Source organism: Nonomuraea sp. NPDC049725, assembly GCF_040674795.1.
In the GTDB taxonomy this organism is placed as follows: domain Bacteria; phylum Actinomycetota; class Actinomycetes; order Streptosporangiales; family Streptosporangiaceae; genus Nonomuraea; species Nonomuraea ceibae.
Genome location: NZ_JBFANJ010000004.1, coordinates 521,556 through 538,547, shown reverse-complemented (window position 1 = coordinate 538,547; position 16,992 = coordinate 521,556). Strand labels below are relative to the sequence as shown.

General features: G+C 73.4%; 15 protein-coding genes. 11 read left to right on the top strand and 4 right to left on the bottom strand.

What is annotated here, in order from left to right; all coding sequences use genetic code 11:
- Positions 1-200 precede the first annotated feature (200 nt).
- From AB0J53_RS13675 to AB0J53_RS13650, 6 genes are all read left to right on the top strand, one after another.
- Positions 201-2,021, top strand: a complete 1,821-nt coding sequence (locus tag AB0J53_RS13675; RefSeq protein ID WP_364171829.1) for a glycoside hydrolase family 15 protein — start codon at positions 201-203, stop codon at positions 2,019-2,021.
- Positions 2,021-3,778: an IlvD/Edd family dehydratase gene (locus tag AB0J53_RS13670; RefSeq protein ID WP_364171827.1), complete on the top strand. Its 1,758-nt coding sequence runs from the start codon at positions 2,021-2,023 to the stop codon at positions 3,776-3,778. Before AB0J53_RS13675 ends, AB0J53_RS13670 begins: the two co-directional genes overlap by 1 nt.
- Entirely contained in the window at positions 3,765-4,763 is a 999-nt protein-coding gene (locus AB0J53_RS13665) for a C-terminal binding protein (protein ID WP_364171825.1), read from the top strand. Before AB0J53_RS13670 ends, AB0J53_RS13665 begins: the two co-directional genes overlap by 14 nt.
- A gap of 30 nt (positions 4,764-4,793) precedes the next feature.
- Positions 4,794-5,153 carry a metalloregulator ArsR/SmtB family transcription factor gene (locus AB0J53_RS13660; protein WP_364171823.1) on the top strand — a complete coding sequence of 120 codons (360 nt, stop codon included), beginning with the start codon at positions 4,794-4,796 and terminating at the stop codon, positions 5,151-5,153.
- Complete coding sequence (locus AB0J53_RS13655) at positions 5,150-5,767, top strand: cation transporter (protein WP_364171821.1); 618 nt, start codon at positions 5,150-5,152, stop codon at positions 5,765-5,767. The genes AB0J53_RS13660 and AB0J53_RS13655 overlap by 4 nt, the downstream gene beginning before the upstream one ends.
- A 92-nt stretch (positions 5,768-5,859) precedes the next feature.
- The gene (locus AB0J53_RS13650; RefSeq protein ID WP_364171819.1) at positions 5,860-7,302 is read left to right on the top strand and encodes a multicopper oxidase family protein; all 1,443 of its coding nucleotides are present in this window, start codon (positions 5,860-5,862) and stop codon (positions 7,300-7,302) included.
- 3 nt (positions 7,303-7,305) lie between these two features.
- Here the strand turns inward: AB0J53_RS13650 and AB0J53_RS13645 are convergent, their stop codons facing one another.
- Positions 7,306-7,956 (bottom strand): response regulator transcription factor, encoded by a 651-nt coding sequence (locus AB0J53_RS13645; RefSeq protein WP_364171817.1) that lies wholly within the window; start codon positions 7,954-7,956, stop codon positions 7,306-7,308.
- Complete coding sequence (locus AB0J53_RS13640; protein ID WP_364171815.1) at positions 7,953-9,011, bottom strand: histidine kinase; 1,059 nt, start codon at positions 9,009-9,011, stop codon at positions 7,953-7,955. Before AB0J53_RS13640 ends, AB0J53_RS13645 begins: the two co-directional genes overlap by 4 nt.
- A 114-nt stretch (positions 9,012-9,125) precedes the next feature.
- Here AB0J53_RS13640 and AB0J53_RS13635 point away from each other — a divergent pair, with 114 nt between their 5' ends.
- Complete coding sequence (locus tag AB0J53_RS13635; protein ID WP_364171813.1) at positions 9,126-10,493, top strand: alpha/beta fold hydrolase; 1,368 nt, start codon at positions 9,126-9,128, stop codon at positions 10,491-10,493.
- Positions 10,490-11,134, top strand: coding sequence for a hypothetical protein (locus AB0J53_RS13630; protein ID WP_364171811.1), 645 nt, complete (start codon positions 10,490-10,492; stop codon positions 11,132-11,134). The genes AB0J53_RS13635 and AB0J53_RS13630 overlap by 4 nt, the downstream gene beginning before the upstream one ends.
- Here AB0J53_RS13630 and AB0J53_RS13625 read toward each other — a convergent pair whose 3' ends face one another.
- Entirely contained in the window at positions 11,135-11,716 is a 582-nt protein-coding gene (locus AB0J53_RS13625; RefSeq protein WP_364171809.1) for a TetR/AcrR family transcriptional regulator, read from the bottom strand.
- A gap of 80 nt (positions 11,717-11,796) precedes the next feature.
- On the opposite strand from AB0J53_RS13625, the gene AB0J53_RS13620 reads away from it, so the two are divergent.
- The 3 genes from AB0J53_RS13620 to rph all read left to right on the top strand — a co-directional run bounded on the left by AB0J53_RS13620 (position 11,797) and on the right by rph (position 15,944).
- On the top strand, positions 11,797-12,762 hold the full coding sequence (locus AB0J53_RS13620) for an LLM class oxidoreductase (protein ID WP_364171807.1): 966 nt from the start codon (positions 11,797-11,799) through the stop codon (positions 12,760-12,762).
- On the top strand, positions 12,759-13,247 hold the full coding sequence (locus AB0J53_RS13615) for a flavin reductase family protein (protein ID WP_364171805.1): 489 nt from the start codon (positions 12,759-12,761) through the stop codon (positions 13,245-13,247). The genes AB0J53_RS13620 and AB0J53_RS13615 overlap by 4 nt, the downstream gene beginning before the upstream one ends.
- Positions 13,248-13,340: 93 nt before the next feature.
- Entirely contained in the window at positions 13,341-15,944 is a 2,604-nt protein-coding gene (gene rph / locus AB0J53_RS13610) for a rifamycin-inactivating phosphotransferase (RefSeq protein WP_364171992.1), read from the top strand.
- Positions 15,945-16,028: 84 nt separating this feature from the next.
- Here the strand turns inward: rph and AB0J53_RS13605 are convergent, their stop codons facing one another.
- The gene (locus AB0J53_RS13605) at positions 16,029-16,985 is read right to left on the bottom strand and encodes an MBL fold metallo-hydrolase (protein WP_364171803.1); all 957 of its coding nucleotides are present in this window, start codon (positions 16,983-16,985) and stop codon (positions 16,029-16,031) included.
- Between the last annotated feature and the right edge of the window lie 7 nt (positions 16,986-16,992).

Genomic DNA, 16,992 nt, shown 5'->3' with positions numbered 1-16,992 from the left:
CCCCGATTCTTCCCTCCCATACCCGGGTGACCGTGGCCGTCATCACGCCCGCCGGCCCGATCGGAGTAACGCGGAAACCGTTACGCATTCGCCAAAGGATTTATTAATTCCCGGCCGCTGACCTGCGGAGAAGCGGCGTTATCCGCTCCTCCGCCGGGGGTACTCGGTGATGCAGTCCATTCCGACGAAAGAGTTCGGCGATGCTCGACACCGACCCGCCCTTCCGCCCGGTCCGCCGCGCGGACGGCTATCCGCCGCTGGAGGACCTGGGCCTGATCGGCGACGGCGACACGGCGGCGCTGGTCGGCCTGGACGGTTCGATCCCGTGGCTGTGCCTTCCCCGCTTCGACAGCGAACCGCTGGTGTGCGGGCTGCTGGACCAGGCCCGTGGCGGGCATTTCACGCTCACCGCGGACGGCCTGCTGGAGGCGCGCCAGTTCTACGAGCCCGACACCGCCGTGCTGGTGACCGAGCTGCGCGCGCCGTCCGGTCTGGTGCGGATCACGGACGCGCTGGCCCTGCGCGCCGGGGCCGATCTCAGCGACGACGCGGGGGCGGGCCGGGCCGAGCTGGTCCGTTCGGCCGTGGTCGTGAGCGGGAGCGTGCGCCTGCGGGCGGAGCTGGAGCCGCGCGGCGGCGGGCAGGCCCGGGCGCTCGGCAGCGGCCTGGAGGTGCGGGCGCTGCGGCGGCCCGATCTGCGCCTGCACCTGCGCTCCAACCGGCCGCTGACCGGGCTGCGCACCGAGCACGACCTGGAGCAGGGCGACCGGCTCGACCTGGTGCTGTCGTGGGGGCGCATCCACCGGCACCACCGGTTCGCCCCCGAGACGATGCTGCGCGACACCGCCGGAGCGTGGCGCCGCTGGATGGCCAAGTGCGGCTACGACGGCCCGCAGGCGGCGCTGGTCCGGCGCGCGGTGATCACGCTGAAGCTGTGCGACGACTGGGTGAACGGGTCTCTGGTCGCGGCCCCGACCTCGTCGCTGCCCGCCCCGATCGGCGGGGTGCGCAACTGGGACTACCGCTACACCTGGATCCGGGACGCCGCCTATGCCGTGTTCGCGCTGCGCCGGGTGGGCTTCGGCGAGGAGGCCGACGCCTTTCTCGGCTGGGTGCTGGACGCCTTCGAGCAGAGCCGCAGCCCGCGGATCATGTACACGCTGCTCGGCGACGCCGTGCCCGAGGAGGTCCAGGACGCCGAGCTCGAAGGCTACCGGCGCTCGGCCCCGGTGCGCTGGGGCAACGGCGCGGCCGACCAGCGCCAGCACGACGTGTACGGCGAGGTGCTGGACTGCGCCGACCAGTGGCTGCGTCCTGGCCGCGAGCTCCAGCCCGCGCTCTGGTCCGGCCTGGCGGAGCTGGCCGAGGCCGCCGCGAGCACGTGGCGGCAGCCGGACCAGGGCATCTGGGAGGTGCGCAGCGAAGGCCGGGTGTTCACGTACTCGGCCGGGATGTGCCAGGTCGCCCTCGACCGGGCCGCGGCGATCGGCGAGCGGCTCGGCATGCCCGGCCAGATCGCGGCCTGGCGCCGGGAGGCCGAGACGCTGCGCCGGGTCATCCTGGAGGAGTCCTGGGACGAGAAGGCCCAGTGCCTGAGCGAGCATCTCGACGGCGGCGGCAGCCTCGACGCCAGCCTGCTCGCGCTCCCGCTGCGCAAGGTCGTCCCGGCCGGCCACCCGCGCATGGCGGCCACGACGGCGGCGATCGCGGCACGCCTGTCGGCCGGTGACGGCCTGCTCTACCGCTACCTGCACGAGAGCTCCCCCGACGGCCTGCCCGGCGACGAGGGCGCGTTCCTGCTGTGCAGCTTCTGGCTGGTCGACAACCTGATCCTGCTGGGCGAGCGGGACCGGGCCGGGGAGCTCTACGCGTCGCTGTGCGCCCGGGCCAGCCCGCTGGGGCTGCTGCCGGAGCAGATCGACCCGTCGACGGGCGCGTTCATGGGCAACTTCCCGCAGGCGTTCAGCCACATCGGCGTCATCGCCAGCGGCGTCAACCTCGCCCGATCGGAGGGATCCTGATGGCGGCAACAGGCGGCCTGCGCAGCCAGGCATGGTGGGACAACGCGGACAATCCGGAGATGACGGCTCTCTACCTCGAACGCTTCCTCAACTTCGGGCTGACCCCGGGCGAGCTCCAGTCCGGCCGGCCGATCATCGGCATCGCCCAGACGGGCAGCGACCTCGTCCCCTGCAACCGCCACCACCTGGCCCTGGCCGACCGGGTCAGGGACGGCATCCGCGACGGCGGCGGCATACCGCTGGAGTTCCCCGTCCATCCCCTCCAGGAGACCGGCAAGCGCCCGACCGCCGCGCTGGACCGCAACCTCGCCTACCTGGGGCTGGTCGAGGTGCTGTACGGGTATCCGCTCGACGGGGTCGTGCTGACGACGGGCTGCGACAAGACCACGCCCGCGTGCCTGGCCGCGGCGGCGACGGTGAACATCCCGGCGATCGTCCTGTCCGGCGGGCCGATGCTCAACGGCTATCACCAGGGTCAACGGGTGGCCGCGTCGGGCTCGGGGCTGGTGATCTGGCAGTCGAAGCGGCTGCTGGCCACCGGGGAGATCGACTACGCCGAGTTCTCGGCGCGCGTGGCGGCCTCCGCGCCCAGCATCGGGCACTGCAACACGATGGGCACCGCGCTGTCGATGAACTGCCTGGCCGAGGCCCTGGGCATGTCGCTGCCGTGCTGCGCGGCGATCCCGGCCCCGTACCGGCGGCGGGCCCAGATGGCGTACGACACGGGCCGCCGGGCGGTGGAGCTCGTCCGCGAGGACCTGACCCCGCGCAAGATCATGACCATGCCGGCCTTCGAGAACGCGATCGTGGTCGCCTCGGCCATCGCCGCCTCCACCAACGTGCCCATCCACGTCAACGCCATCGCCCGGCACGTCGGGGTGCCGCTGACCATCCAGGACTGGCAGCGCGTCGGCGGCGACGTCCCGGTGCTGGCGAACGTCGCCCCCGCCGGGGAGTTCCTCGGCGAGGACTTCTACCGCGCCGGCGGCCTGCCCGCCCTCATGCGGTCGCTGCTGGCGGCCGGGCGCCTGCACGGCGACGCCGTGACCGTCACCGGCAGGACCGTGGCCGAGAACCTGGCCGACGCCCCGCCCGCCGACCCGGAGGTCATCCGCCCCTACGACCAGCCGCTCGCCCCGCGCGGCGGGCTGCTCATCATGACGGGCAACCTGTTCGGCTCCGCGGTCATGAAGACCTCCGTCCTGGCCGGCGACCTCCGCCCGGTGGCGGACTACCGCGCCGTCGTCTTCGACGGGCCGGAGGACTACCACGCCCGCATCGACGACCCCGCCCTGGAGCTGGACGAGAACTGCATCCTCGTCATCCGCTACACCGGCCCGATCGGCTATCCGGGCTCGGCCGAGGTGGTGAACATGGAGGTCCCGGCCACGCTGATCCGGCGGGGGATCACGACGCTGCCGACGCTGGGCGACGGCCGCCAGAGCGGCACCTCCGACGCGCCGTCCATCCTCAACGCCAGCCCCGAGGCCGCGGCGGGCGGCAACCTCGCCATCCTGCGCACCGGCGACCGCATCCGCGTCGACCTGGACAACGCCCGCGTCGACGTCCTGCTGACCGACGAGGAGATCGCCGGGCGGTGGGCCGATCACACACCGCCGCCGCTCGACAACCAGACGCCGTGGCAGGAGATCTATCGCGCCACGGTCGGGCAGCTCGACGGCGGCGGCTGCCTGGAGCTCGCCCTGGACTACCAGGACCTCGTCCACACCAAGGGGATTCCCCGTGACTCGCACTGACGCCAGAGGCACCATCATGATCGCCGACTCCGACTTCGGCGACGTGGACATCGAACGCGCGATCGTGGAGGGCGCCGGGTTCGAGCTGCTCGCCGCCCAGTGCAAGAGCGAGGAGGAGGTGATCGAGAAGGGCCGGGACGCCGACGGCGTGCTGACCCAGTACGCCCGGATCGGGGCCCGCGCGATCGAGGCGTTCACCCGCTGCCGGGTGATCGCCCGCTACGGCACGGGCGTGGACATCGTCGACGTGGACGCCGCGACCCGGCGCGGCATCCAGGTCACGAACGCGCCCAACGACTGGTGCGCCGAGGAGGTCGCCGACCACGCCGTAGCGCTCTGGCTCGCCGCCGCCCGCAAGATCTGCGCGTACGACCGGGCGACCCGGGAGGGCGTGTGGCGCTGGCAGAGCGGGGAGCCGGTCTGGCGGCTGCGGGGACGGGTGTTCGGGCTGCTGTCCTTCGGCTTCATCGCCCAGCTCATCGCCGAACGCGCCAAGGCGTTCGGCGTCGAGGTGTGGGCGCACGACCCGTTCGTCGACGAGGCCGAGATCCGGGCCCGCGGCGTGCGGCCGGTGTCGTTCGACGAGCTCGTGGAGGGCACCGACTACCTGGTGATCCAGGCGCCGCTCACGCCCGGCACCCACCACGCCTTCGACCGTACGACGCTCCGCAGGATGAAGCCGACGGCCCTGCTCGTCAACACCGCCCGCGGCCCGATCGTCGAGGACGCGGCGCTCCACCAGGCGCTCACCGAGGGCTGGATCGCCGGCGCGGCCCTGGACGACCTGGAGGAGGAGCCCGCGAAGCAGCGCGGCTGGGAGCCCCGCAACCCCCTGTTCACGCTGCCCGGCGTGATCGTCACGCCGCACGCCGCCTACTACTCCGAGCAGGCCGTCGCCACCGTACGGCGCTTCGCCGCGGAGGAGGCCGTACGGGTCCTGACCGGGCAGGGCGCCCGCAGCCCGGTCAACGACCTGACGGCCTGAGGCATCGCGCCATTGGGATATCATCGCCGTATGGCGATTGATAGTGAGGCCGGGCGCTGCGTGAGCGCGGACATCGCCGCGGGCGTCTCCCCGGCGGCGGCACTGTTCCACTCCCTGTCCGACGAGAACCGGCTGCGCATCGTGGCCCGCCTCGCGCGCGGCGAGGCGCGGGTGGTCGACCTGGTGGGCGAGCTGGGCCTGGCCCAGTCCACGGTCTCCAAGCACCTGGCCTGCCTGCGCGACTGCGACCTGGTCGACTACCGGGCCGAAGGACGCCAGTCCTTCTACTCCCTCACCCGGCCCGAGCTGATGGACCTGCTCGCCTCGGCCGAGCACCTGCTGGCCGCCGCCGGCCACGCCGTGGCCCTGCGCCCCGCCCAGGCGTCATGACCACGCTGAACCCGCCCGCCCCGGACCGGCGGGCGGTCCTGCGGCGCCGCATCCGGCTCCTGGTCGCGGCCACCATCGCGTACAACGTCGTCGAGGCGGCGGTGGCCATCACCGCCGGCGCGGCCGCCTCCTCCGCCGCCCTGATCGGCTTCGGCCTGGACTCGGTCGTGGAGGTCGCCTCGGCCGCCGCCGTGGCCTGGCAGTTCACCGCCGCCGACCACGAGAAGCGGGAGCGGACGGCGCTGCGGGTCATCGCGATCTCGTTCTTCGCACTGGCCGCCTACGTCGGCTTCGACGCCGTACGCGCCCTGCTGGGCGCCGGCGAGGCCGAGCACTCCACCCCCGGCCTGATCATCGCCGCGCTGTCGCTGGTCGTCATGCCGTTCCTGTCGTACGCGCAGCGGCGCGCCGGCCGCGAGCTCGGCTCCGCCTCCGCGGTGGCCGACTCGAAGCAGACCCTGCTGTGCACCTACCTGTCCGGCGTGCTGCTGGCCGGGCTGGCGCTCAACAGCCTGTTCGGCTGGTCCTGGGCCGACCCGGTCGCCGCCCTGGTCATCGCCGCCGTCGCGGTCAAGGAGGGCCGCGAGGCGTGGCGCGGCGACGCCTGCTGCTGACACGCGGGCGATCAAGCCGAACCGGGCGCGTCGCGGCGTGCCCTGTCGGTGACTCTCCGTTACCTTGCGTGGGGTGAAGGAGAGGAACCGCAGTGAATGATTCGCGTGGGGCCGTGTCCCGCAGGCTGTTCGTCAGCGGCGTGTTCGCCGCCCTGGGCGCCGCCCCCGTGGTCGGCCCGATGGTCGGCCCCGCGGTGGCCGCCGCGGCTCCCCGGGGCAGCGTGCTGCGGGCCCGGCCCGGCACCGTCGTCCTCGACGGGCGCACCCTGTCCACCTGGATGTACGACGACCGGCTGCCCGGCCCGCTGATCCGGGCCACCGCCGGCCGGACCGTACGGGTCAGGCTCGTCAACGAGCTGCCCGCGCCGACCACCGTGCACTGGCACGGCATCCGCATCACCCCGAAGATGGACGGCGCCCCCGGCCTCTCGCAGCGGCCGACCCCGCCCGGCGGCACGTTCGACTACGTGTTCACCGTCCCGGACCCCGGCACGTACTTCTACCACTCGCACGTCGGCATGCAGAGCGACCGCGGCCTGTACGGCGCGCTCGTCGTGGCCGACCCGCGCGAGCCGCTCGGCTACGACCAGGAGTTCACGGTCGTGCTCGACGACTGGCAGGACGGCGTCAAGGGCACCCCCGAGGACGCCGAGCGGCGGATGAGCGCCACCTCGCACGACAAGGGCCTCAGCAGCCCTCTCCTCGGCGGCGTCGCCGGGCACATGCGTTACCCGTACTACCTGGTCAACGGGCACACCGCGAACGAGCCCAGGACGTTCCACAGCCGTCCTGGGGCCCGGGTCAGGTTCCGGGTGATCAACGCGGCGGCCGACACCGCCTTCCGGGTCGCGCTCGGCGGGCACCGCATGACCGTCACCCACACCGACGGGTTCCCGTGCAAGCACGTGACCGTGGACGCGTTCGTGCTGGGCATGGGCGAGCGCTACGACTTCGTCACGACGCTGGGCGAGGGGGCGTTCCCGCTGATGGCGATGGCGGAGGGCAAGAGCGGGCGGGCGTTCGCGGTGGTGCGGACCTCGCGGGGGGCCCGCAGGCCGTCGCCGGACGGCACGGTGCCGGAGCTCAACCGCCAGATGCTTAAATATCAGGACCTGGAGGCTCGGCGGGCCGACCAGCTCCCCCAGCCCTCCCGGACCGTCACCGTCACGTTCGGCCTGCGCAAGCGCCCCGGCGGCGACGAGTGGACCCTCAACGGCCACGGCGCCGACGACCCGCTGCGCCTGCGCGTCGAGCGCGGCGAGACGATCAGGATCGTCATGCACAACGACACCCACATGTGGCACCCCATGCACCTGCACGGCCACACCTTCCAGGTCCGGACCACCGACCGGGGCGGTCCGAGGAAGGACACCGTCAACATCAAGCCGCGCGAACGCATGAAGATCGACGTGCACGCCGACAACCCGGGCGAGTGGATGTTCCACTGCCACAACCTCTTCCACCAGGAGCAGGGCATGATGGGCACGCTCGGCTACGGCAGGCCCCCGCGCCGCAAGCACGACATGGGGCACTGACGCTCACCGCCGGGGTCGGGCAGGGAACGGCGCGTCGCGGAGGAGCAGGGCGGCCTGCACGCGGTTGGCGCAGTTGAGCTTGGCGAGGATGCGGCTGACGTAGGTCTTGACGCTGGCCTCGGTCATGTGGGCGCGCCGGGCCACCTGGGCGTTGGACAGGCCCTGCGCCACCAGAGCGAGGATGTCGGTCTCGCGCGCGGTGAGCGTGGCCAGCCTGCGGGCGGCGTCGCGTCCGCGCTCGTCGTCGCCGGGCGCGGCCATGTCGAGCACCTGGCGGGCCACGGCCGGCGACAGGTACGCGTGCCCGGCGTGCGCGGCGCGGACCGCGCGGATGAGCTCGTCCGGGGTGCACGTCTTCAGCACGAACCCGGACACGCCCTGCCGTACCGCTCGCCGTACGTTGTCGTGGTCGCCGAAGGCGGTGAGGAGCACCACCCGCGTGCCGGCCAGCTCGGCGGCGGCGGCCAGGCCGTCCATGACGGGCATCGCGAGGTCGAGGAGCGCGACGTCGACGCTGTGGCTTCGGGCGGCCCGCACGGCTTCGCGGCCGTCGCGGGCGGTGGCCACCACCTCGATGTCGCCCGCCGACTCCAGGACGGTGCGGATGCCGGTGGTGATGAGGGGTTCGTCGTCGGCCACCAGGGTCCTGATCACGAGGCGGCCTCCGCGAGGACCGGCACCAGGGGGAGCATCGCGACGAGCCGGAACTCGCGCGTCCCGGGGTGGACGCGCAGCAGGCCGCCGGCCGAGGCGACGCGCTCGGTGAGCCCGCGCAGGCCGCTGCCGCCGCCGGTGGAGGCCGCGGGAGCGCGGGGCGCCGGGTTGGCCACCGAGATCAGCAGGGCGTCGGGCTGCCAGTCGAGCGACACGGTGATCGGCGCGCCGGGCGCGTGCTTGACCGCGTTGGTCAGCCCTTCCTGGACGACCCGGTAGGCGGCGTGGGAGGCCCTCGGGTCGGCGAGCGGGACGGCCTCGCCGGACGTGTCGACCGTCACCGTGGCCCCGGCGGCGCGGGAGCGGGTGACGAGGTCGCCGACGTCGTCCAGGCCGGGCACGTCGTGCTCGCGCAGCGCGTTGACCACCTCGTGCAGCTCGGCGGCGGCGGCTCGGGCGGTGTCGGCCAGGCCGCCCACGGCGTGCCGCTGGTCCGGCGGCAGCGGGCCGACCTGGAGCGCGGCGGCCTGCACGGAGACCAGGCTGAGCAGGTGGCCGAGCGAGTCGTGCATGTCCTGGGCGATGCGCAGCCGCTCGCGCAGGCGTTCCTGCTCGGCGATCAGGGCCCGCTCGCGGCGCATGTGCTCGCGCTGCTGGGCCACGTACCGGCCGGCGAGCAGCGGCAGCGCGGTCAGGATGACGACGCGGGCCAGGCTGATCCACGGCTCGTCGGAGCCCGGGGACCGCTGCACGGCCAGCAGCAGCACGCACACGTACGCGCTGAGGGCGCAGGCCGTCACCACCACGTCCCTGCGCGCGGAGATGCGGTGCCCGGCCTGGAACCCGGTGCAGGCCAGCAGCGCGAGTGAAGCGCCGGTGAGCACGGCCAGCGCCAGCGCCGCGAAGAAGGCGGCGAACGGCAGCCGGTTCGCCGCCGCCACGGTGAGCGCCACGGCCACCGCGTAGGCGGCGAGCATCCAGCCCTGGGTCCCGTCCAGCCACAACAGCGCCGTGTCCGCGACCACGACGGCGGCGACGACCGCATACCTGGACATGGAATTCACCCTACTCAGGGCGTATCGGGGTGCTCATAGTCCACTTTGGTGAACAATGTCCGCTGACCTTCGGGGGCAGACCCGGGTCGGCGGTGACTTCTAGCGTTCCGTCGCATGTTCAAGACACTTCTCGGGGTGGCCGTCCTCACCGCCCCGCTCAACGCTCCGGCGCCGCAGCCGGGGCTGTCGTGGAGCGCCTGCCCCGTCGCGGACGCGCCCGAGCTCCAGTGCGCGGACCTGCCCGTCGCCCTGTCCCCCGGCAGCAGCCGTAAGCTCGTCCTGAAGGTGGCCCGGCTGCCCGCCACCGGCGCCAGGGAGGGGTCCGTGCTGGTCAACTTCGGCGGCCCGCAGGGTTTCCAGATCGCCTCGCTCGGCTCGCGTACCCGGATCTTCGACAAGATCCGGCGGTCGATGGACGTGGTGACGTGGGACCCGCGCGGCTATCCCGGGCTCAGCGGCGCGGTGCTGAAGTGCGACTGGGGGTTCGTGCGCACCCCGGCGTTCCCCGCCGACCAGGCCGGCTTCGACCGGGTGGCCGCGGCCAACAGGGCCCGGGGCGAGGCGTGCCGTGACACCGATCCCGAGCTCTTCGACCACATGTCGGCCGCCGACGACGCCCGCGACGCCGACGCCGTCCGCCGGGCGCTCGGCGACGACAGGATGAACTTCCTGGGGCTCTCCTACGGCGGGACGATCGCCCAGTCCTACGCCCGCCTGTTCCCCGACCGCGTGCGCACGCTGTACGTCGACGGCACCCGCAACCACAGCGTCCGCGACTGGCAGCCCGAGCTCGACGCCGAGGCCCGTGAGACCGAGCGGTTCCTGGACCGCTTCTTCGCCTGGGCCCCCGCCGGGACGGAGAAGCGCTGGCGGGCGCTGACCGCGAAGGCCGACCGGGAGCCGATCCCCGCCCCTCGGATCGACGCCCGCTACGACGGCACGCAGCTCCGGGCGCTGGCGTTCCTCAAGCTCCGGCCCGGCCCGGCGAGCTGGGGCGACGTCGTGGCGGCGATCACGGCCGCCGAGAAGGGCGACGCGTCGGGCTTCGCGCTGTCTCCCCGTCAGCCCTACCCCGGCGCCCCCGGCGGCGGCTACAAGGAGTGCCTGGACCTGCCCCGCCCGGCGGACCAGCGCGACCTCGCGCGGACGACCAGGCGGCTGCGCGCCCTCGCCCCCAGCGCCGGCGCCTCCTTCGCCCTCGCCTGGCACCTGCCGCTCACCTGCGCCGGCTGGCCGTCCCCGGTGACGAACCCGCCCGCCCCGATGCCCCGCACGCTGCCGCCCATGCTGGGCGCGGGCACCTGGCAGGACTACGACTCCACCCGCCGGGTCGTCAGCCGGATCCCCGGCAGCCGCACGATCAGGCACGACGGCCCCGGCCACAACCTGTTCGGCGCGATGGCGAACCCGTGCGTCGTCGAGCACGTCAGCAGGTACGTCACCGAGCGCCGGCTGCCGCCCCGGGGCGCCACGTGTCCGTGACCAGGAGGCTCCGGATCGCGGGCGGCGTCATCGCGCTCCTGCTGGCCGCCGCCGTGGCGGTGACGGCGATCGCCTTCCCGTCCGTCGCGGCCACCACGTGCCCCGGCTGCTACGGCCTGGAGCGCCTGCAGCCCGGCGTGTACGCCGAGCCCGGCCTGCCGCCGGACCGGCGCAGGCACGTGGCCGAGGTCGTCGCGCAAGCCGACCAGCGGGTACGTGACTTCTTCGGCGGCCGGGAGAGCGCCCCGGACATCCTCGTGTGCCTGTCCGACGACTGCTACCGCAGGATCGGCGGCGGTCGCGAGCGCGGCATCGCCGTGCTCAACCGGTCGGTGATGCTGTCGCCGCGCGGCGTCGACCCGGTGATCGCCTCGCACGAGCTGGCCCACGTGGAGCTGCACGCCCGGCTCGGCGGGGAGGAGGTGCCGCAGTGGTTCGACGAGGGGCTGGCGGTCCTGGTGAGCGGCGACCCCCGTTACCTGGCGCCGGCCGGTGACCGCTGCCTGGCCGAGCCCCGCGCGTCCCTGCCGGTCACGCTGGCCGAGTGGCTGCGCGCGGCCTCGAAGGACGCCCGCGTGTACGCCGAGGCCGCCTGTCAGGTCAGCCGGTCCGGCAGGGACGACTGGCCCGGCCTGCGCTGATCAGGCCGGGTTCACCGCCAGGCGGACGAGCTGGGACAGGTGGGTGGCGGCGCGGCGCAGCGGCAGGTCGTCCTGGCGGACCCGGCTGAGCAGCTCGGCGCCCTCCAGCGTGCTGATGACGGTACTGGCCAGCTCGTCGGCCGTGTCGGCGGGGACGCCCGCCTTCTGGATCGCGGTGCTGACGAGCCGCTGCCAGTGCGCGAGGGCTTCGTCGGCCGCCTGCTGGATGCCGGGCACGCGGCCCACGGTCTCCAGCGCCGTGACGGCGACCGGGCAGCCGTCGACCCAGGCTGAGGTCTTCAGCGCGGACACCATCAGCCGGGCGCAGGCGGCGACGCCCTCGGCCGGGTCGGGGCTGGAGGCCAGGCCCTCGCGGAGCAGGTCGGCGTACTCGGCGGCGCCGTGGCGCACGGCCTCGACCGCGAGCTCCTGCTTGCCGCCGGGGAAGAAGTGGTACACGGAGCTGACCGAGGCGCCGGCGGCCAGGGCGATGGGCTTGACGGAGGCGCCCTCGTAGCCCTGCCGCTGCAGCAGCTCGGCGGCGGCCCGTACGATCCGGGCGCGCGTGTCCTGGGAGTCCATGACTTCAGCCTACCTGGTTGGAACGTTCGATCCAGTCAGGCTATGCTCTGGATCGAACGTTCCAACCAGAAGGGGTTGTCATGAGTGACCTAACAGGCCACGTCGGGTTCGACCGCATGTTCGCCAACGGCCGGTTGACGGTCGGGCTGTTCCTGCCGCTGTGGCCCTACACCGGCGACATGGCGGCGCTGCGCGGGCAGAGCGCGCTCGTCCAGGAGGCCGAGCGGGCCGGGTTCGCCGCCGCGTGGGTCAGGGACATCCCGCTGGCGGACGCGAGCTTCGGCGACGTCGGCCAGGTGTACGACCCCTGGTCGGCGCTGACCTGGCTGGCCGCGCACACCTCGACGATCACGCTGGCCTCGGGCAGCGTGATCTTCAGCTTGCGGCACCCCATCGACCTGGCCAAGCAGGCGGCCTCGATCGACCACCTCTCCGGCGGCCGGCTGGTGCTCGGCATCGCCTCCGGTGACCGGCCCAGCGAGTTCCCCGCCTACGGCGTCGACTTCGAGAGCCGGGGCCTGCGCTTCCGGGAGGCGGTGCACGCCTTCCGCGACCTCCTGCGGCCCTCCGCCTCCGGCGTCGACCTGCTGCCCAAGCCGGTGCACGGGCACATCCCGCTGCTGGTCACGGGCTCCTCCCAGCAGGCCCCCGACTGGATCGCCGAGCACGCCGACGGCTGGCTCGTCTACCCCGGCTCCACCACGACCGCCGAGGGCCCGATCGCGCTGGGCAAGAAGGCGGCGACCTGGCGCGGCCGGATCCCCGGGGCCGCGTTCAAGCCCGTGGCCACCAACGAGTGGATCGACCTGATGGAGGACCCGCTGCACCCGCCCACCCCGCTGCGCGGCGGCTTCGTCCTGCGCACCGGGACCCAGGGCCTGCTGGAGCTGCTCGGCCGCTGGCAGGACGTCGGCATCAACCACTGCGCGCTCGGCGTCCAGCACGGCAGCCGGCCCGCCGGCGAAGTCCTCGCCCAGCTCGGCGAGGAGGTGGTGCCCCACTTCCCGGCCCTGGAGACCGCCGCGCCCCGGGCCTCCGCGTGGTGACCGAGCCGATGCGGGCCGTCATGCGGCAGTGGCCCACCGGGGTCGCCGTCGTCACCACGCGATCCGCCACCGGGCCGCACGGCGTCACGATCAACAGCCTGCTGTCCGTGTCGCTGGAGCCGCCGACGATCCTGGTGTCGCTGAGCCGCAGCAGCCGTACGCACGGCCTCATCATGAGCAACCGGAGCTTCACCGCGAACCTGCTCGCCACCGGGCAGAGCGCGCTCGCCGCCCACTTCGCCGGGGAACGCCCGGTCGGCGAGAGCGAGTTCGCGGACGTGGACTGGTCGCCGTCCCCCTGCTCCGGCAACGCGATCCTGCCGGGCGCGCTGGCCGCGATGGACTGCGCGATCACGACGACCGTGCCGGCCGGTGACCACACGCTGTTTCTGGGAAGGGTGGAGGCGGTCCATCAGCTCGGCGCCGAGGAGCCTCTGGTCTACGCGAGACGGGCCTACCATCGGCTCGCCACTTTCAGGTTATAGCAGATCGGCGTCCCTCATGAGGCGCCGGAAAGTGCTCCATACTGCCCGTTGCGAACCGGCCCGACGAACGACGGAGCGACGGAATTGCGTTACGTGATCGGCTTCCAGCACATCGACTCGACGAAGATCGCGACAGTGGGCGGCAAGGGGGCGCACCTGGGCGAGCTCTCGCGCGTCGAGGGCGTCCGCGTGCCGGACGGGTTCTGCGTCACGACGGACGCCTTCGGGCACGCGGTGGCGCCGTCGATCGACGCGCTGCTCGACCGGCTGTCGCGGGTGGGACCGGAGGACCACGAGGCGATCCGCACGCTGAGCGCCGAGATCCGCGGCGTCGTGGAGAGCGTCGAGCCGCCCGGCGAGCTGGTCGCGGCGGTCGGCGAGCAGCTCGCCCGGCTCGGCGAGCACGGCGCCTACGCGGTGCGGTCCAGCGCGACGGCCGAGGACCTGCCGACCGCGTCCTTCGCCGGCCAGCAGGACTCCTACCTGAACGTCGTGGGCCGGGCTGAGGTCCTCCGGCACATCCGCAGGTGCTGGGCGTCGCTGTTCACCGAGCGGGCGGTGGCCTACCGGTGCCGCAACGGGTTCGACCACCGGCAGGTGCGGATGGCGGTGGTCGTGCAGCGGATGGTGTTCCCGGAGGCGTCCGGGATGCTGTTCACCGCCGACCCGGTGACCTCGAACCGGAAGGTCGCCACCGTGGAGGCCGGGTGGGGGCTCGGCGAGGCGCTCGTGGCCGGGCTGGTCTCCGGTGACGTCTACACGGTGCGCAACGACCGGGTGGTCTCCGCGACGGTCGCCGACAAGCCCCGGTACGTGCTCGCCACGCCGGGAGGCGGCACGCGGGACGCGCCCGTGGAGCCGGAGCTGCGCTCGCGCCCGGCGCTGACGGACGCGCAGGTCGTGCGCCTGGTGCGGCTGGGCCGGCGCGTCGAGGCGCACTTCGGCCGGCCGCAGGACATCGAGTGGTGCCTGGCCGGCGACGACTTCCACATCGTGCAGAGCCGGCCGATCACCACCCTGTTCCCCGTCCCGGTCACCGGCGACGAGGAGAACCACGTCTACGTCTCCGTCGGCCACCAGCAGATGATGACCGACGCGATGAAGCCGCTGGGCCTGTCCCTGTGGCAGCTGACGACCCCGCGGCCCATGCAGGAGGCGGCCGGGCGGCTGTTCGTCGACGTGGGCCCGCTGCTGGCGACGCCCACGGGCCGCGCGGGCCTCCTGGGCACCCTCGGCAAGTCCGATCCGCTCATGCTCGACGCGCTGAAGACCGTCCTCGACCGCGGCGACTTCATCGACCCGCTGCCCGACGGCGACCTGGAGTCCCTGCCGGCCGCGCTCAGGCCGCCCGGCGACACCCCGCCGATCGAGACCGACCCGGCCGTCGTCACCGAGATGATCCGGCTCAACGAGGAGTCGGTCGCCGAGCTGCGGCGCGGCATCGAGGGGCTGTCCGGGACGGAGCTGCTCGACTTCGTCACGGCCGACCTCGCGGAGCTGAAGCGCCTGCTGTTCGAGCCGCGCGGCTACGAGGTGATCATGGCCGGGATGGACGCCTCCTACTGGCTCAACGAGCACCTGGAGGAATGGCTGGGCGAGAAGAACGCGGCCGACACGCTCACCCAGTCGGTGCCCCACAACGTCACGGCGGAGATGGGGCTGGCGCTCCTCGACGTCGCCGACGCCGTCAGGCCGCACCCGGAGGTCGTGGCGTTCCTCCAGCGGGTCGCGGACGAGGGCCGGGAGGGCGACGGCTTCCTGGACGAGCTGGCCGCGCTGCCCGGCGGGCGGGAGGCGCGTGACGCCCTCCTGGGCTTCCTCGGCACGTACGGCATGCGCTGCGCGGGCGAGATCGACGTGACCAGGACCCGCTGGAGCGAGCAGCCCGCCATGCTCCTGCCCGCCCTGCTCGGCAACGTCAGGAACTTCGCGCCCGGCGCCGGGAAGCGGCACTTCGAGCAGGGCCTCCAGGAGGCGCGGCGCAAGGAGCGGGAGGTGCTGACGCGGCTGCGCGCCCTGCCGGGCGGGGAGGAGAAGGCCGAGGAGACCAAGCGGATGATCGACCGGGTCCGCACCTTCGCCGGCTACCGCGAATACCCCAAGTACGGCATGATCAGCCGCTACTTCGTCTACAAGCAGGCGCTGCTGCGGGAGGCCGACCGGCTGGTCAGGGCGGGCGCGCTGGGCGCGCGGGACGACGTCTTCTTCCTGCGGTTCGAGGAGCTGCGGGAGGTCGTGCGCACCGGCGAGGCGGACGCCGGGCTGATCCGCGACAGGCGGGAGGCGTTCCGCACGTACGAGACGCTGACGCCGCCCCGGGTGCTCACCTCCGACGGCGAGGCGCTCAACGGCCGGTACCGGCGCGCGGACGCCCCGCCCGGCGCGCTGCCCGGCCTCGCGGTCTCGGCCGGGACCGTGGAGGGCCGGGCCCGGGTCGTCACCGACATGGCGCGGGCCGACCTCGAAGCGGGCGACATCCTGGTCACCGCCTACACCGACCCGAGCTGGACCCCGCTGTTCGTCACCGTGGCGGGGCTGGTGACGGAGGTGGGCGGCATCATGACGCACGGCGCGGTGATCGCCCGCGAGTACGGGCTGCCGGCCGTCGTGGGCGTGGAGCGGGCCACCCGGCTGATCCGCGACGGGCAGCGCATCCGCGTCAACGGCACCGACGGGCACGTGGAGATCCTCACCTGACGCGGGCGGCGGTGATGCCTCCAGCCTGGCGGGAGAGGGGCGCGGGCTGGAGGCATCACCTGGTCGGGCGGCGGGCCGATCCGGTCAGCCGGTGAGGCGGTCCCAGACCTCGCGGTCGCGCTCGGGGGTCCAGATGCCGGGTCCCCGGCCGTCGAGCTCTTCCCAGGCGCGCCAGGTGTCGAAGACCATGGCGTGCTCGAACACCGGCATGCCGCCGTAGACGGGCAGCAGCGCCTCGCGGGCCGCCACGTACGCCTGCTCGACCGTGCCGCCGCCGCGCTTGACGGTGTCCACGGCGGTCATCAGCGTGCTGAGGAAGTCGCGGGTCAGCTCGATCGCGCGCTGGGAGGCGGCGCGGTCGCGGGCGATCTCGCCGCGCCCGCCGACGAGGATCTCCACGTCGAGCGCCTTGACCCGGTCGAGCGTGCTGGTCATCCAGTCCCGGTGGTAGGCGTCGCCGGTGTAGACGGCCGAGCCGTTCTCCACCAGGTCGCCGGCGAACAGGACCTTGGACTTGGGCACGTACGCGTAGATGTCGCCGGAGGTGTGGCCGTTGCCCGCCCAGGCCAGCTCGACGGTGCCGCGGTCGCCGCCCAGCTCGATCGACAGGTGGTCGTCGAAGGTGAGCGTGGGCCAGGTGAGGCCGGGGATGGTCTCGTGGCCGGCGAACAGGCGGGGCATCCGGCCGAACTCGACGGCCCAGTCCTCCTTGCCGCGCTCGACGATGAGCCGCCGGGTCTCGGTGTGCGTGATGATCTCCTGGGCGTCGAAGGCGGCGGCGCCGAGGACGCGGACGGCGTGGTAGTGCGACAGGACCAGGTAGCGGACCGGCTTGTCGGTGTGCTGCCGGAGCTGGGCGAGCCAGCGCTCGGCCATGACGGGGGTGGCGCGGGCCTCGAAGCAGACCAGGAAGTCCTCGCCCTCGATGGCGCCCACGTTGGGGTCGCCTCCGGTGGTGAGGGCGTACACGCCGTCGGCGAGGACTTCGAGGATCTCGGGCTTCTCTTCGGTGTCTGCGGTGGAGGCGAAGGGCTTGGACACGGTGTGC

Bases quoted from the DNA above. Each gene is read 5' to 3' on its own strand.
- AB0J53_RS13675 (WP_364171829.1), top strand. From the start codon at position 201: ATGCTCGACACCGACCCGCCCTTCCGCCCGGTCCGCCGCGCGGACGGC.
- AB0J53_RS13640 (WP_364171815.1), bottom strand. From the start codon at position 9,011: ATGTCCAGGTATGCGGTCGTCGCCGCCGTCGTGGTCGCGGACACGGCG.
- AB0J53_RS13670 (WP_364171827.1), top strand. From the start codon at position 2,021: ATGGCGGCAACAGGCGGCCTGCGCAGCCAGGCATGGTGGGACAACGCG.
- AB0J53_RS13635 (WP_364171813.1), top strand. From the start codon at position 9,126: ATGTTCAAGACACTTCTCGGGGTGGCCGTCCTCACCGCCCCGCTCAAC.
- AB0J53_RS13620 (WP_364171807.1), top strand. From the start codon at position 11,797: ATGAGTGACCTAACAGGCCACGTCGGGTTCGACCGCATGTTCGCCAAC.
- AB0J53_RS13655 (WP_364171821.1), top strand. From the start codon at position 5,150: ATGACCACGCTGAACCCGCCCGCCCCGGACCGGCGGGCGGTCCTGCGG.
- AB0J53_RS13625 (WP_364171809.1), bottom strand. From the start codon at position 11,716: ATGGACTCCCAGGACACGCGCGCCCGGATCGTACGGGCCGCCGCCGAG.
- AB0J53_RS13660 (WP_364171823.1), top strand. From the start codon at position 4,794: ATGGCGATTGATAGTGAGGCCGGGCGCTGCGTGAGCGCGGACATCGCC.